The following is a 13,836-nucleotide window of genomic DNA, read 5'->3' on the forward strand; positions in this document are numbered from 1 at the left end:
TGGAGGTGTACAAGTAATGAGTACCGCCCAGAAAAATATCTTTTTACTCTTGATCGTTATTCTCCTGGCAGCGGCACCCTTTTTCCTTCACCGCAGCGCTGAATTTGCTGGTGCTGACGACCAGGCGGAAGATACTATTACCCAGATCCGGCCTGATTATGAACCCTGGTTTAAACCTGTGTGGGAACCCCCCAGCGGGGAAGTGGAATCCTTCCTCTTTGCCGCCCAGGCCGCCATCGGCAGCGGCATTGTTTGCTACTTTCTGGGTTACAGCAAAGGAAAGAAACAGCGGGAGCAACAGTAAATGTTCAGCATTGATCAGTATGCCTATAGTAACCGGTTGAAGAACGTCCATCCGGGCGAAAAAATAGCCTTTGCCCTGGTAACCCTCCTGATCGCCCTGGTGGCGCCCCGGCCTTCAATTCCTGCCATTATTATTGCCCTGATGGCCGGAGCTACCATTGGATTCGCCGGCATCCCGGCCCGTTTTTACCTGCAGCTTATGCTAGTGCCCTTTTCTTTTTTACTAGCAGGGGTGATCATGATCGCCCTCACCATTACCGGCCAGCCTCAGACCGGTCTTAAGGGCGTGACCATCCTGGGGTGGACCTTTGGTGTTACCCCAGCCGGCATGCACCTGGCCGGCAAAATTTTTCTCAAGTCCCTGGGGGCCGCTGCCTGCCTTTATTTTCTGTCCCTAACAACACCCATGGTCGATATCCTTACCGTTCTCAGACAATTGCGCTTCCCGGCCCTTCTGGTGGATTTAATCAGCCTGACCTACCGCTTTATCTTTGTCCTGCTGGCGACCGTCAACGATATTTATACCGCCCAGGCTTCCCGCCTGGGCTATACTTCCCTGCGCACTTCCTATCATTCCCTGGGCCAGCTGGCGGCCAGCCTTTTTATTAAGACTTACCGCCGCTCCCAGGAACTATTCACCGCCCTGACGGCCAGGGGCTACCATGAAGAGCTGCGCGTGCTGGAGGCTGCTTATCCTTTCTCGTGGCCCTTTTTATGCCTGGCCGCCATCTTTGACCTGGCTTTAGTGATTTTAATGCTGCTTACATAATGCCGGCTGTCTTCAGACCGGCTTCTCCACTTGCCTTTTATGCCCCAGTCTATGCCGACTACTGGAGGTGGATTTTTTGGCCGCCATATTAGAAGCAAAAAAGGTTTCCTTTACTTACCCTGACGGTACCCGGGCATTGCATCATGTTACCTTGAGCATACCTGAAGGCAAGAAAATTGCCGTCCTGGGTCCCAATGGTGCCGGCAAATCGACCCTTTTCCTTCATTTCAACGGCATCTTAAGGCCCCAGGATGGTTGTATCTACTTTGCCGGGGCCAGGATTAATTACAGCCATAAAGCCTTAACAGAATTACGCCGGCAGGTGGGCATCGTCTTTCAAGACCCCGACAGCATGCTTTTTTCGGCCAGCGTTCGCCAGGAGATCTCCTTCGGACCGTTAAACCTGGGCCTGAGCAGGGAAGAGGCAGGGCAAAGGGTTGAAGCTGCCATGGCGGCAACGGGTATCACCGGCCTCCAGGATAAACCGACCCATTTCTTAAGCTATGGCCAGAAAAAGCGGGTGGCCATTGCCAGCGTCCTGGCCATGGAACCCAGGGTCATCATCTTTGATGAGCCGACGGCCTACCTGGATCCGCGTTCAACCCGGGAGGTTATGGCCTTGCTGGCAGATATCAGCCGCCAGGGAAAGACGATTATTTTATCCACCCATGATGTAGACATAGCCTATACCTGGGCCGACTATATTTACGTCCTGGCCCGCGGCCAGGTAATCGGCGCCGGGACGCCGGCCGAAATCTTTAGCGATGCCACCCTCCTGGAATCTGCTGATCTGGCCCGGCCCTGGCTGCTGGATGTTTATGAAGACCTGAAAAATAAAGGGTGGCTGCCGGCAACGGCGCCAGTACCGAAAAATAAAGAAGAGCTCCTGGGCTTCATTCCTTATCGTTCCAGGTCCAAGCTGGCCATTTGAGTCGGTCCACAGCCTGGGTCAGTAATTTTGAAATGTTGCGTTCAGTCATTTTCATCCCTGGGCGTTTTGACTTTTTTCGCCGGCAGGAGCTGTAAGGTGGCCATCTGGTTGCGCAGGCGAATATTTTCCTTGAATTCAATCAGGATTGACAGGATCTCATGGAGGAAGGGACTGCCAAAGGTAGACATCAGGCCCACGGCCACCATATTAATGAATAAATAAAGTCCAGGATAAGCAGCCTTCAGGCCGGCAAAAGCATTCAGTCCCATCAGAGCAAAGACATCAATCGCGGCCATGCCAGCTAGGAGGGCGGCAATAACGGCGTTAAATAAAATCACCCAGAGCTCCCGCTGTTTTTCCTCCCGGGGATCATTCCTGGGTTCCCCCAGCCAGGGCCAGCGGACCTTGACCTGGTCGGTAATACCTTTGGCCGCCGCAAAGACCGCCCCGATAACGGCAAAGAAGCGGCTGAGATCTTCCAACTGTATTCACCTCCTTCAGCCCGGCCGTTTATCATATCCTATGCATGGTGCCGGCCGGATGCTAAAGGGGATCCCCGCTGTTCCACCGGAGTTTATGGCTTCGTGAGCCATCCAATGTATCCCAACTAAGTAATTCTTTGCGATCAGGGAAGCAGCGAAGACTTCTTTGTTTAGAAAGAAGTAAACTCCCGGACAAAGTCTCAGAACCCAAGTTACCGCTCCGCCCCGTGAAGTTCTGCTAGGATAAGCCTGGCTTGCTAATTGCTGATAAATTTGGCGCCAAAAATCCATAACCTTAAATTTTTGACCATGTTTGTCTTTATTTGACATTGACTTTCCTTGACTATCTTTATAGAATAAAAGCGAAACAAAAAATTTAAAGGGGGGTATAGTACGATGTTTGGGTTAATACCTTTCTATAGCAGGAGAAAAGGCTTAAGGCCAATATTCTCCGATGTCGAGAATTTCATAGAACGGGTATTCAACGAAGACCTGTTTTGGGTCCCTGTATTCGGCCAACCTTTTAAGGCAGATATAAAGGAAACAGAACGCGAGTATATTGTGGAAGCCGAATTGCCGGGAATGGAAAAAGAGAATATTATAATTACTTATGACGATGGCGCGCTTAATATTTCTGTCAAACAGGATACAATAATCGACGAAACCAGGGAAAACTTCATCCGCAAAGAGCGGAGGAGTGGCAGCATTGAACGCAGGTTTTATTTAGAAGGCGTGGATGAAGAAAAAATTTCCGCCAGTTATAAAAACGGCCTGTTAACGGTAATATTGCCAAAGAAAGAGGCCGGATTAAAGCGCGGCAAACATATTCCTGTTGAATAGAGGTTATTGAGAGAGGCGGTTCTCGCAACAAGGGGACCGCCTATAGTGTTTGTGTACCCGGCATGGCACTGACTTGGTGAAAAAGTCTACTGGGGGCAAGGCGGCAACAGCCTGTTAGCTAAAGGCAAGGGTGTCCATCATGAGTTAGGATCCGGTGGAAACTGGCAGTAGAGTCACAACCTAATGAACAAGATCTCCATACGAGGGGGATAAGATTTGTTGCCCTTGTCGCCGGTTTTGGCAGGCACTATACTAGCCTACCTGGGCGGTTCCCTGGCCGGGGGGCATATTGCCGCCCGCCTTTGGCACCGGGTGGATGTGCGTCGGGTGGGCAGCGGTAACGCTGGTACCATGAACGTCCTCCGCAACCTGGGCTTGAAGGCAGGAATAGCTACTTTCCTCTGGGATACGGCCAAAGGTTACCTGCTGGCGGTCCTGGGGTGGAAGTGGGGTGGAATCGAACTTGCCGTCCTGATGTCTTTGGCAGCCGTGGCCGGGCACAACTGGCCCCTCTACTGGCAATTTCAAGGTGGAAAGGGCCTGGCCACCAGCCTGGGGGTGGCCCTGGCCATTTATCCGCCGGTAGTCCCGCCGGCGGCCATTACCCTTGGCGTGCTGGTATTCCTCACCCGCAACAGCGACCTGGCGACCGTCATTACTTTCAGCGGCCTGCCTTTTTATTTCTGGCTGCGCGAAGGACCAGGCTGGTATTTTATTCTCGGCCTGGGCCTGGCGGTGATTGCCTGGCTGCGCCACATACCTTTATTCATGAGAAGGACATAGGCGCTTATCGGTTGTATTTGCCATCAAGGAGAAGAAGTAATTTGGCCTCCTAAGTAATCATGAGCTATATTAAATTCTGTTCATATTGACCCCCGGATCCTGAAGGTGTTTTCACCTTGAGGTTTTTCATACTGGATCTTAAGTTCCTGAACATCTGCCATGGCCGGCCCATGGCGGCAGTAGTTCAGGAATTCTTTCACCCTCTCAGCCGGTCCTTCAACTACCCCTTCAACGCTGCCGTTATAGCGATTGCGCACCCAGCCGTTAAGTTGCAAAGCCGCAGCCTGCCGCAGGACAAAATAACGAAAACCCACCCCCTGGACCAGGCCCTTCACCCAGAAGTGCGCCCGCACAATGGACAAAGCCAAGACCTCCCTGGCAAAAATCTTATTAATTAAAGATAGCATAGGCCCTGGAAAAGAACAACTGATAGTTGGGCGGAAAGGTTCCCCTGTTAAGAAGGTGCGGTGGCAAAAGGTTAGAAGTCAATAAAAACCATTTCCGGTTGAGCAAGGACCTTTAAATCCTCCAGGGGGTTACCCCGGACGGCAATCAGGCAGGGTCGGTAGCCTGGTTTTACCTGCCCCAGTTCCCCGCCCAGGCCCAGGGCGGCCGCAGCTGTAACCGTAGCCGCCCGCAGCACAGCCGCCGCCGGGACGCCGGCCTGGTGCCAGTACAGCAGTTCGTCCACATAAGATTCCCCGTGGTAGACACCGGGTGCGCCGGCATCGGTGCCTATGACCAGCTTCACTCCGAGCTGGTAAGCTCTAGCAATCATCTGCTGCTGAGATTCCCGGGTCCGCTGTATAATTTCCTTTTCCCTCTCCGGGTAGAACTTTTTCACGGTGGTAGAAAGCCGGTTGGCTATAGCGGCGACAGTCGGTACCCAGTATGTACCCCTGGCCGCCATGGTTTCCAGTTGGGCCGTTGTAAGAAAATAGCCGTGTTCAATACTGTCCACCCCGGCGGCCAGGGCCAGGTCCACGCCGGGGGCCGAGTTGACATGGGCCATCACCGGCCGCCCGGACGCGTGGGCTTCCTTCACGGCAGTAACCAGTTCGGCTGCGTCAAATTCCAGGCCGCCCACCTCTCCGTAACGACGGAAGGTAACCAGGCCTGACACCACAACTTTTACCTGGTCGACGTCGCGGTTTACCAGGCCGGCAATCAGCTCCCTAATGGAGGCCGGATCGGTGATGCCGGGACCAAGAAAAGAACCGTATTTTCCTTTTTTCGTAACGGCCATCCCGGTGGCCACCACCCGGGGACCCGGGTATTTGCCTGTCCGGACCCACTCCCGCGCCTGGAGGTTGAGACACTCCCGGTCGCCGCCGTCCCTTATAGCTACCAGGCCATGCTCCAGGGATGCCCGCAGGGCCCGGGCCAGGGCGGATTCCCGGGCCGGCGGGTCCTGCCAGCGGGCCAGTGAGGCCTGAAAATCGATGCCGTCCAGGGCTAGATGGACGTGGGCATCGATCAAACCGGGTAACACCATCATTCCGGAAAGGTTGAGCTGCGGGGTATTTTTTTCTGTAACAGCCATTTTCTGTGATTGTACAGCGGCGATACGGCCCCGGCGGATGCTGATAACTACATGCTGCCGGCATTCCTCACTCTGACCGTCCCACAGGCTGCCGGCCAGAAGGTCCAGGTCTGTCTCCGGGTTAATGTAGACGAGCTTCATAGACCTCCCCCCAAACAATAACTATCCTACACCTTTAGAAGGATAGGAAGCAAGGCCGTCACCGATAAACCTTGGGAGGCAATTTGCATCCCCCAAATACCGGTGCTTACCTGCCAGCAGGATTCTCGTTTTTAACGGCGAATATTATTTTTTCATGGTAAAGTGATAGAGAGGCAGAGTAGAGAAATCATTGATTGAGGAGCCGTCATTGGCGACAAAATCAACAGGAGGAACAGGATGCTCGCAAGGATTATAGCCCCCGGGAGCTACCGCCGGGGTGCCGGTGTGATCAGGGCGTCCGGGCGGGCCTTGAGGAGCCTGGGCGCCAGGGCCTGCCTGGTAGGAGGCCACCGGGCCCTGGCGGCGGCAGCCCCGGCCCTGCGGGAGGCCATGGCTTCTGCCGGGGTGGAGCCGGTGGGTCAGGTGTGGTACGGGGGTGAATGCTGCCCGGAGAATATAGCCATGGTAGCGGCTGCAATTAAGGAAAAGGGCGCCGACTTCCTGGTGGGGGTTGGCGGCGGCAAAGCCCTGGATACCGCCAAGGGGGCTGCCTGGCAGGCAGGGGTGCCCCTGGTAACGGTACCCACTATCGCCGCTACGTGCGCCGCCTTTACATCTATCGCTATTATCTATGACCAGGAAGGGCACTTCCTGGCCATATCCCATGAAGCCGCAAACCCTTCCCTGGTCCTGGTAGACAGCCAGATAATCGCCGCTGCCCCCTGGCGCTATCTGACCGCCGGTATGGGGGACACCCTGGCCAAATATATCGAGCTCCGGGCTACCAGCACAGCAGTCTCCCCTCACCTGGCCCTGGAAGGAGCCCTGGGTTTAGCCCGCCTCTGCTATGACAGCATCCTGGCCGCCGGTCCGGGCGCCAGAGCGGCGGTAGAAAATCAAGTGGTCACCCCTGACCTGGAAAGGGTAATCGACGCTGTGATCCTCATCAGTGGTTTGGTCAGCGGCCTGGGCGGCGACGATGGGCGAACAGCCGGTGCCCACGGTATTTATGAAGGATTAACTGCCTCACCCCTGACGCGGGGTTGCTGCCATGGGGAACTGGTAGCCTTCGGCAACCTGGTCCAGCTGTTCCTGGAAGGGAGGGAAACCAAAGCCATCAAACACCTGGCCGCATTTAATCGTCAGGTCGGACTGCCGATAACCCTGGCAGAGGTGGGGTTATCTCCAGAGGATGAGCCTTCCTTGGACCTGATCAGCCGGGCAGCAGCGGAGAGCCCTGATATGGCCAATATGCCCTTTCCAGTAACGGCAGCTATGATCAAGGAAGCCCTCCTGGCGGCTGACCGCCTGGGGCAGGAGCTAGCCTGAGGCGAGTGAGGAAAGAAGTACAATTTAGTCGTAGAGAGTTATTTATAAGGAGGCCTATCATGAAAAATAAGTTCAGCAGAATCATTATCCTATTCCTGGTAGTTGCTTTGACCGGCCTGTTGTTAGCCGGATGTGGAGGCGGCAGCAAGCAGCAGGCTACTGATAAGCAGGCTGCCAGCGGCGGGGAGGAGCAACAGCTTACTACAGTCAAGCTCACCATGACCACCTGGTCGGGCTATGGACCCCTTTTTCTGGCCCGGGATAAAGGCTTCTTCAAGAAACATGGCCTGGACGTACAGCTTATTGTCATCCAGGGTCTGGGCGAACGCAAGCAGGCCCTGGCCGGTAAGCAGGTGGACGGCATTGCTACCACTCTGGATATCGTGACCCAGATTGTAGACGCTGGTATCCCCCTGAAACAGATCTGGGCGCTGGATGATTCCTACGGCGGCGACGGCATCCTCGCCAAACCGGAGATCAAGACTATAAAAGAGCTCAAAGGTAAAAATGTGGCTTATGATTTTGGCACCGCCAGCCATATCCTGCTGCTGGCCATCCTGGCTAAAAACGGTATGACGGAAAAGGACATCAACCATATCCAGATGTCCGCCAGCGACGCCGGCGCGACCTTCGTAGCCGGTAAAGTGGATGCCGCCGTCACCTGGGAACCATGGCTGAGCAAGGCCGTCAAGGAAAATAAAGGCAATCTCCTGGCAACCTCCAAAGAGACCCCTGGCCTGATTATGGATACAGTCGCCCTGCGGAGCGATTGGGCCGATAAACATCCCGAAGCGCTTCAGGCCATGGTTGATGCCCTGGCTGAAGCTATGCAGTACTGGGAAAACAATAAGGCGGAGGCCAACGCCATTATGGCCAAGGGGCTGGGAATTAAACAGGAAGAGTTTGAAAACAATCTGGAAACCCTGCGCCTCTTCAATCTGGCCCAGAATAAGGAAATGTTCGGTACAGCCGACAAACCGGGAACCCTCTATACCTCCCTGCAGCAGGCCATCGATTTCGGGTTTAACAACAAGATAATTAAATCGAAACCTGATGCTAAAGCCATGCTCGACCCAACCTTCGTCAACAAAGCCAAAATTTGAAACCAGAGATACGGTGTTGTTTAAATGCGCAAGTATCTTAAACTTAACACTCCCATTCCGGCAAAACTATATTTCAGCCTGAGCGTAGCTGCCTTTGCCCTCCTCCTGTTATTCTGGCAGCTGGGAGTAACGGTGGGGCAGCTACCGCCTTCCCATCTGCCGCCGCCCGGTGCTGTAGCCAGGGCGGCCGTCGACCTGGCGGCCAACGGTTTAATTAGCGATATTGGCATCAGCTTTTTCCGGGTTACTACCGGATTTCTCCTGGCTGCGGCTGTCGGCGTCCCCCTGGGGATACTTATGGGTAGCCTGAAGGTAGCCGAGGCTTTTTTTGAACCCTTGCTGGCCTTTTTTCGTTATATGCCGGCTTCGGCCTTTATCCCTCTTACCATAATCTGGTTGAGCATTTTTGAAGCCCAGAAGATAGGTGTAGTCTTTATAGGGATATTTTTCCAACTTGTCCTGATGATTATGGATGTCACCCAAAACGTTCCCCAGGACCTGATTGATACCGCCTATACCCTGGGGGCGCGCCCGCTGGAGGTCTTCCGGCGGGTCTTATTGCCGGCAGCTCTGCCGGGGATAATGGATACCCTGCGGGTCACCCTGGGGTGGGCCTGGACCTATGTCATCGTCGCCGAGCTGGTGGCGGCCAATTCCGGCCTGGGTTTCCTCATTATGAATGCCGGCCGGCAGCTGAGTACCCCTGATATGTTCGTGGGCATTTTAACCATTGGCGTCCTGGGGATTATCTGCGATATGGCATTTAAGGCCCTCAATCGCCTTTTATTCCCCTGGATGGAGAGGGAGGTATAACCATGGCACTGGCCGCAGCACCCGGGATATCCGGAAACAAGCTAACTGTTGTCAACCTGACCAGGGAATTTAACTTTAAGCGCCAGAAGATTACCGCTCTGGAAGGCATATCGTTGGAGGTAAAGGAAGGAGAGTTCGTTACCATCCTGGGGCCTTCGGGATGCGGCAAATCCACCCTGCTCCGCATTATTGCCGGCCTGGCAGAAGCCAGCAGCGGCCAGGTATATAAAGACGGACGTTTGATCCAGGGACCGGGGCCGGACCGGGGCATGGTCTTCCAGAGCTATACCCTCTTCCCCTGGCTGACGGTACGCCAGAATATCGAGTTTGGCCTTACCCTGAAGGGGATAGAAGCTGACCGGCGCCGGGAAATTGTCGATCACTACCTGGATATAATCGGCCTGGCGGCCTTTGCCGATGCCTTTCCCAAAAGCCTCTCCGGCGGTATGAAACAGCGGGTGGCCATTGCCCGGGCACTGGCCAACGATCCTGATATCCTCCTTATGGACGAACCTTTCGGCGCTCTGGACGCCCAGACCCGCCTGGTCATGCAGGAACTGCTTCTCAAGGTCTGGGAAGAAACCAGGAAGACCATCCTTTTTGTTACCCATGACGTGGAAGAAGCTATCTTTTTAGGGGATACTGTTTATGTCATGACGGCCCGTCCGGGCCGCCTCAAGGCGCGCATCCCCGTTCCCCTTTCCCGGCCCCGGACAATTGAAATCAAAAATTCCCGGGTTTTCCTGGAACTCAAGACCCGCATCCTGGAGCAGATCCGGGAAGAGAGCCTGAAAGCAGCTAGCATGATGCCGGCCGGGTGCGGTTAAAAAGTCACGGTGAGGGATTTACTCTTGTGAGCCACTCTGGTACAAAGCCAAAATATAAGGTTGGAGGTCACCATGGCTAACAGGCGCCTGCCCCAACAAAGTTCTGCCCGGCTGGTCTGGGAGACAAAACCGGCGGGGGAACCACGGGCGGGTGAATTTATTTTCCAGGCGCAAGAACTGGTCATACCGCAATCAGGCCGGGAAAACGTGCCTCAACAAAAAATCGCCGCAGGAAATCCAGTTATCAACCGCCTAATTTACGGTGACAACCTCCAGGCCATGCTCGCCCTCCTGGCCGGGGGGTATGAGGGTAAAATCAACTTGATCTACATCGACCCTCCTTTTTTCAGCCAGGCCAATTACAGTCACCGGGTTCCCATTGCCGGCACGGCAGACGGTCAGGAGGTCCCGGTTATCGAACGCCCGGCCTACCAGGATACCTGGGCCGGAGGCTTGGATGCCTACCTGGATATGCTCTACCCCCGCCTCCAGCTCATGAAAAAGCTGCTGGCACCGGACGGCAGTATCTATGTCCACCTGGATGCCAGCATCAGTCATTATATAAAGGTAATTATGGATGAGATCTTTGGCCCGGACGCCTTCCAGCGGGAGATTATCTGGCGGATTGGTTGGATTTCGGGCTACAAGAGCGCTGTACGCAACTGGGTCCGCAACCATGACACGCTGCTTTTCTATGTCAAAAACCCGGGGAAGTTTACCTTTAACAAAGAATACATACCCTACCCTCCTGATTACCGGCGCCGCGGCAACCAGCAAACGACGGGGAAAGGCTACCCTATGGAAGATGTATGGAACGCTAATCCCTTAGAATTTCAACTGAAAGGGGAAGAGAGCCTGGATTCTATCCAGATAAAGAGTTTCTCCCGAGAAAAGACCGGCTTTGCCACCCAGAAAAATAAAAGCCTCCTCCGGCGTATCATCAAGGCTTCCTCCAACCCGGGGGATCTGGTAGCTGATTTTTTTTGCGGTTCCGGTACCACCCTGGTAGTGGCTGAAAAGTTGGGCCGGCGTTGGCTGGGCTGCGAACTGGGCCAGGTGGGAATCCAAGTTACGCGCAAGCGCCTGGTGGCGGAAGGGGCCGGTCCTTTTCTTATCGAAACAATCAGGTCCAACCGGGTCGAAAGCAAACTGCCGCGATGCGTGACCCATACCAGAACTGCAGGCGTAACTGCATCAGACAGCAGACCCCAGCTGAGCTTAAGGAAACCCGCGGTAACCAGGCTGGCCAGTGGTCAGGTACAGATAACAGTAGGCCTGAAGGCTTATGCCCTGCCCGGCCTCCAGGATAACCACGCATATATTAAAAAGGGCGAGTGGGAGACTTTATTGGCTAAAGCTAGAGAAAACTTTGCTCTCCTTATCGATTACTGGGCCGTGGACTGGAATTACGACGGTCAAATTTTTAAAAGCCAGTGGCAGGCCTGGAGAGATTACGGCAAGGATGAACAAAACCTGCCTGTACAGGCTACGGCCATCCTGGAACCTGAACTTCCAAGGACCATTGCCGTGCAAGTAATTGATGTCTTCGGAAATGAGGTTATTGCTACTGCGACAGTAACCCAAGCATAAACAAACAGAAAGCCTCCGGGACAAATTCCGGAGGCCTTCATTTACCTGGAGCCAACGAGGGGATTCGAACCCCTGACCTACTGATTACAAGTCAGTTGCTCTACCGGCTGAGCTACGTTGGCACAAAATGCTGGTCGGGATGACAGGATTTGAACCTGCGGCCCCCTGCTCCCAAAGCAGGTGCTCTAGCCAAACTGAGCTACATCCCGTCAGCACTCATATTTTAACATGCTTGTGACCGGCAGGCAATACCTTAGCGCTCGCTTGAGGGTAAATTATCGCTCCTTACCAGGGAGGCCAGGGCTCCAGCGGCAGACAGGCAGGCACCGACAAGGAAGGCGGTTTTTAAGCCGGCCATAAAAGCCTGGGTGGCACCGGCGGGTCCCAGGACTGCCAGTTTGGCCGCCCGTTGCCAGGTAAAGACGCCGCTGCTAACGGCTATCCCCAGCACCATACCAACATTGCGGACCGTAGCCAGGACGCCAGAGCCAATCCCCAGCCGATGGCGGGGGACACTGCCCATTACAGCGCTATTATTGGGGGATTGGAAGATACCAGTACCCAAACCAAAAAGGCATAAGCGCCAGATAATATCCAGGGCCTGGGAAGTAACTTTAAGACCGGCCATCAGAAAGAGGGTCATACTGACGATAGACTGCCCTGTAAAGGCCAGCCTGCGCGTTCCCACGCGGTCCGATAAGGCCCCGCTAACAGGCGCAATTAAAAGAGTCACCAGGGGAGAAGCCGTTAAAATTAAACCAGCCTGCCCGGGACTGTAGTTCAATACTTGCTGCAAGTAAAAGGGAATTAAAAAAATAACTGCATACTGGGACATAAAATTCATTAGGGCCGCAAAGTTGGCAGCTGTAAACACCTTATTATGAAACAGGGTTAAATCCAGCATGGGTTGTTCAACTCGCCTCTCCCAGCGGATAAAGGCCCAGGTACCCGCTAAAAATACCAAACCCAGCAATAAGGTGACCGGTGATGTCCAGCCCCATTCTTCACCATAGCTACCGGCCAGCAGGAAAGCGCTCAAAGAGGAAAAACCAAGGGCCGCACCGGTTAAATCAAACCGCTGCGGCTGCAAATCTTTCGTGGCAGGTACTACCTGTCGGCATAAGATATAACTGAGGATACCAATGGGAATGTTAATAGTAAAAATGGCCTGCCACCCGGCTACCGTTACTAGCAAACCGCCCAGGGTTGGTCCCACGGCCAGGCCGGTGGCAATAATCATGCCGTTGGTCCCCAGGGCGCGCCCGCGTTCGTAAGGAGGGAAAACTGAGGTTATAATGGCCGGGCCCATGGCCATGAACATCCCGGCACCAATGGCCTGGATGGCGCGGAAGGCAATCAAGACCCAGATATTGGGGGCTAGGGCGCAAATTCCGGAAGCTACTGTAAAAATGGCAATCCCCATTAAAAGCACCCGGCGAAAACCGTACATATCCCCAAGGCGGCCGTAGGTCAAAATCAAACTTCCCAAAACTAAAAGATAGGCCATGGCCACCCAGCCTACCGTATTTAAATCGGCATTAAACACCCTGCTAATAGTTGGCAGGGCGACATTTACTACGCTGCCATCAATAGGCCCCATTATGCCGGCGGTCATGACAGCAAAAAGGATAAGCCAGCGTCGGGGGTGGGGAGCAAAAAGGGTATTATTTTGGGGGGGCAAAGCAAGAGCCTCCTTGATTACATATATTCATATTTTTTCACAACCGGTGTATCAAGTCAAGGTAACTTAAACCTTGACAGGAAGCCCCGGATAGCTTATACTCATATCAGTTACTATTATTAGAAAGGCAGGTACAAGCCATGGCAGTCTGGCAATGCACCCAGTGCGGTTATGAAAAGGATGCCCGTTGCAAACCCCGCAAGTGCCCCGAATGTGGTGCCAAAGATTCCTTTACCAAAAAAGATGCCACTACCCCTTAAGCTCCTTTAAGGAGCTTTTTTATTACCCCACCAAATTTAACCCGGACAGAATATAGTACAATAATCCGGAAGGAATAAGCTGGCACTCATCGTTAAGTTTTTTACTGGCCTGGGTGTTATATCTTGAAAACCGCAGACCCTTCTCCAGGAAATTTTTAGTAGGGAAATTAACTGCTTGCGTAAAGAATTGTTATTGCCTCAAACTATTGACACAAATAAGTTCTGCCGTTATGATTTAGTCAATATGTAATGGCAGGCTTTATATTGTGAGCGCATTCTTAATTGACAAAAATTATTCCATTTTTGCGCTAAATAGTCTATAATATTGGCCAAGTGGATAAAACATAGGATTGAAAGGAAAAAGGACAGTTAAAAAAAGTTGAATGATTTGTTGACCGGGTAGAGAAGAGAGCAAAAATTAACAACTAGTTAAAGGAAAAG

15 protein-coding genes and 2 tRNA genes are annotated in these 13,836 nt (G+C 53.5%); 11 read left to right on the forward strand and 6 right to left on the reverse strand.

The genetic code is table 11. The annotated features are described in order from the left end of the window. Positions 1-16 precede the first annotated feature (16 nt). The 3 genes from FLZ89_RS13360 to FLZ89_RS13370 all read left to right on the forward strand — a co-directional run bounded on the left by FLZ89_RS13360 (position 17) and on the right by FLZ89_RS13370 (position 2,003). Positions 17-304: an energy-coupling factor ABC transporter substrate-binding protein gene (locus tag FLZ89_RS13360; protein ID WP_141264685.1), complete on the forward strand. Its 288-nt coding sequence runs from the start codon at positions 17-19 to the stop codon at positions 302-304. Continuing rightward, positions 305-1,072: a cobalt ECF transporter T component CbiQ gene (cbiQ, locus tag FLZ89_RS13365; RefSeq protein ID WP_141264684.1), complete on the forward strand. Its 768-nt coding sequence runs from the start codon at positions 305-307 to the stop codon at positions 1,070-1,072. A gap of 76 nt (positions 1,073-1,148) precedes the next feature. Then, positions 1,149-2,003 carry an energy-coupling factor ABC transporter ATP-binding protein gene (locus FLZ89_RS13370; protein ID WP_141264683.1) on the forward strand — a complete coding sequence of 285 codons (855 nt, stop codon included), beginning with the start codon at positions 1,149-1,151 and terminating at the stop codon, positions 2,001-2,003. Between the two features lie 41 nt (positions 2,004-2,044). Here FLZ89_RS13370 and FLZ89_RS13375 read toward each other — a convergent pair whose 3' ends face one another. Then, positions 2,045-2,485 carry a hypothetical protein gene (locus FLZ89_RS13375; RefSeq protein ID WP_172613623.1) on the reverse strand — a complete coding sequence of 147 codons (441 nt, stop codon included), beginning with the start codon at positions 2,483-2,485 and terminating at the stop codon, positions 2,045-2,047. A 396-nt stretch (positions 2,486-2,881) separates the two neighbouring features. Here FLZ89_RS13375 and FLZ89_RS13380 point away from each other — a divergent pair, with 396 nt between their 5' ends. Next, on the forward strand, positions 2,882-3,325 hold the full coding sequence (locus FLZ89_RS13380) for an Hsp20/alpha crystallin family protein (protein ID WP_141264681.1): 444 nt from the start codon (positions 2,882-2,884) through the stop codon (positions 3,323-3,325). 216 nt (positions 3,326-3,541) lie between these two features. Next, positions 3,542-4,108, forward strand: coding sequence for a glycerol-3-phosphate acyltransferase (locus FLZ89_RS13385; protein ID WP_141264680.1), 567 nt, complete (start codon positions 3,542-3,544; stop codon positions 4,106-4,108). 80 nt (positions 4,109-4,188) lie between these two features. Here FLZ89_RS13385 and FLZ89_RS13390 read toward each other — a convergent pair whose 3' ends face one another. Then, positions 4,189-4,461 (reverse strand): acylphosphatase, encoded by a 273-nt coding sequence (locus FLZ89_RS13390; protein ID WP_253256564.1) that lies wholly within the window; start codon positions 4,459-4,461, stop codon positions 4,189-4,191. Between the two features lie 125 nt (positions 4,462-4,586). After that, complete coding sequence (locus tag FLZ89_RS13395; protein WP_141305157.1) at positions 4,587-5,792, reverse strand: amidohydrolase family protein; 1,206 nt, start codon at positions 5,790-5,792, stop codon at positions 4,587-4,589. A gap of 237 nt (positions 5,793-6,029) precedes the next feature. Here FLZ89_RS13395 and FLZ89_RS13400 point away from each other — a divergent pair, with 237 nt between their 5' ends. The 5 genes from FLZ89_RS13400 (at position 6,030) to FLZ89_RS13420 (ending at position 11,454) form a co-directional block, all read left to right on the forward strand. Continuing rightward, positions 6,030-7,121, forward strand: coding sequence for an iron-containing alcohol dehydrogenase family protein (locus FLZ89_RS13400; RefSeq protein WP_141264677.1), 1,092 nt, complete (start codon positions 6,030-6,032; stop codon positions 7,119-7,121). 59 nt (positions 7,122-7,180) lie between these two features. Next, positions 7,181-8,224: an ABC transporter substrate-binding protein gene (locus tag FLZ89_RS13405; RefSeq protein WP_141264676.1), complete on the forward strand. Its 1,044-nt coding sequence runs from the start codon at positions 7,181-7,183 to the stop codon at positions 8,222-8,224. Between the two features lie 24 nt (positions 8,225-8,248). Continuing rightward, positions 8,249-9,037 (forward strand): ABC transporter permease, encoded by a 789-nt coding sequence (locus tag FLZ89_RS13410; protein WP_141264675.1) that lies wholly within the window; start codon positions 8,249-8,251, stop codon positions 9,035-9,037. 2 nt (positions 9,038-9,039) lie between these two features. Beyond that, positions 9,040-9,864 (forward strand): ABC transporter ATP-binding protein, encoded by an 825-nt coding sequence (locus FLZ89_RS13415; RefSeq protein ID WP_141264674.1) that lies wholly within the window; start codon positions 9,040-9,042, stop codon positions 9,862-9,864. 72 nt (positions 9,865-9,936) lie between these two features. Then, a complete protein-coding gene (locus tag FLZ89_RS13420; RefSeq protein WP_141305158.1) occupies positions 9,937-11,454 on the forward strand; it encodes a DNA methyltransferase in 1,518 nt (505 codons plus the stop codon). Positions 11,455-11,500: 46 nt separating this feature from the next. On the opposite strand, the gene FLZ89_RS13425 is transcribed toward FLZ89_RS13420, so the two are convergent. The 3 genes from FLZ89_RS13425 to FLZ89_RS13435 form a co-directional block, all read right to left on the reverse strand. Next, a tRNA-Thr gene (locus FLZ89_RS13425) sits at positions 11,501-11,576 on the reverse strand. Between the two features lie 9 nt (positions 11,577-11,585). Next, positions 11,586-11,663, reverse strand: a tRNA-Pro gene (locus FLZ89_RS13430). A 44-nt stretch (positions 11,664-11,707) separates the two neighbouring features. After that, positions 11,708-13,135: an MFS transporter gene (locus tag FLZ89_RS13435; protein ID WP_253256492.1), complete on the reverse strand. Its 1,428-nt coding sequence runs from the start codon at positions 13,133-13,135 to the stop codon at positions 11,708-11,710. A gap of 140 nt (positions 13,136-13,275) precedes the next feature. Between FLZ89_RS13435 and FLZ89_RS16600 the strand changes: the two genes are divergently transcribed. Next, positions 13,276-13,395, forward strand: coding sequence for an RCKP-type rubredoxin-like domain-containing protein (locus FLZ89_RS16600; RefSeq protein WP_373995608.1), 120 nt, complete (start codon positions 13,276-13,278; stop codon positions 13,393-13,395). Positions 13,396-13,836: the final 441 nt, after the last annotated feature.

The sequence above is a fragment of the Moorella sp. E306M genome (genome assembly GCF_006538385.1).
GTDB lineage: Bacteria > Bacillota > DSM-521 > Neomoorellales > Neomoorellaceae > Neomoorella.

Excerpts from the sequence above, each read along its gene's own strand:
- FLZ89_RS13395 (WP_141305157.1), bottom strand. The coding sequence starts at position 5,792 with ATGAAGCTCGTCTACATTAACCCGGAGACAGACCTGGACCTTCTGGCC.
- FLZ89_RS13360 (WP_141264685.1), top strand. The coding sequence starts at position 17 with ATGAGTACCGCCCAGAAAAATATCTTTTTACTCTTGATCGTTATTCTC.
- FLZ89_RS16600 (WP_373995608.1), top strand. The coding sequence starts at position 13,276 with ATGGCAGTCTGGCAATGCACCCAGTGCGGTTATGAAAAGGATGCCCGT.
- FLZ89_RS13400 (WP_141264677.1), top strand. The coding sequence starts at position 6,030 with ATGCTCGCAAGGATTATAGCCCCCGGGAGCTACCGCCGGGGTGCCGGT.
- FLZ89_RS13420 (WP_141305158.1), top strand. The coding sequence starts at position 9,937 with ATGGCTAACAGGCGCCTGCCCCAACAAAGTTCTGCCCGGCTGGTCTGG.
- FLZ89_RS13405 (WP_141264676.1), top strand. The coding sequence starts at position 7,181 with ATGAAAAATAAGTTCAGCAGAATCATTATCCTATTCCTGGTAGTTGCT.
- FLZ89_RS13415 (WP_141264674.1), top strand. The coding sequence starts at position 9,040 with ATGGCACTGGCCGCAGCACCCGGGATATCCGGAAACAAGCTAACTGTT.
- cbiQ (WP_141264684.1), top strand. The coding sequence starts at position 305 with ATGTTCAGCATTGATCAGTATGCCTATAGTAACCGGTTGAAGAACGTC.
- FLZ89_RS13410 (WP_141264675.1), top strand. The coding sequence starts at position 8,249 with ATGCGCAAGTATCTTAAACTTAACACTCCCATTCCGGCAAAACTATAT.
- FLZ89_RS13380 (WP_141264681.1), top strand. The coding sequence starts at position 2,882 with ATGTTTGGGTTAATACCTTTCTATAGCAGGAGAAAAGGCTTAAGGCCA.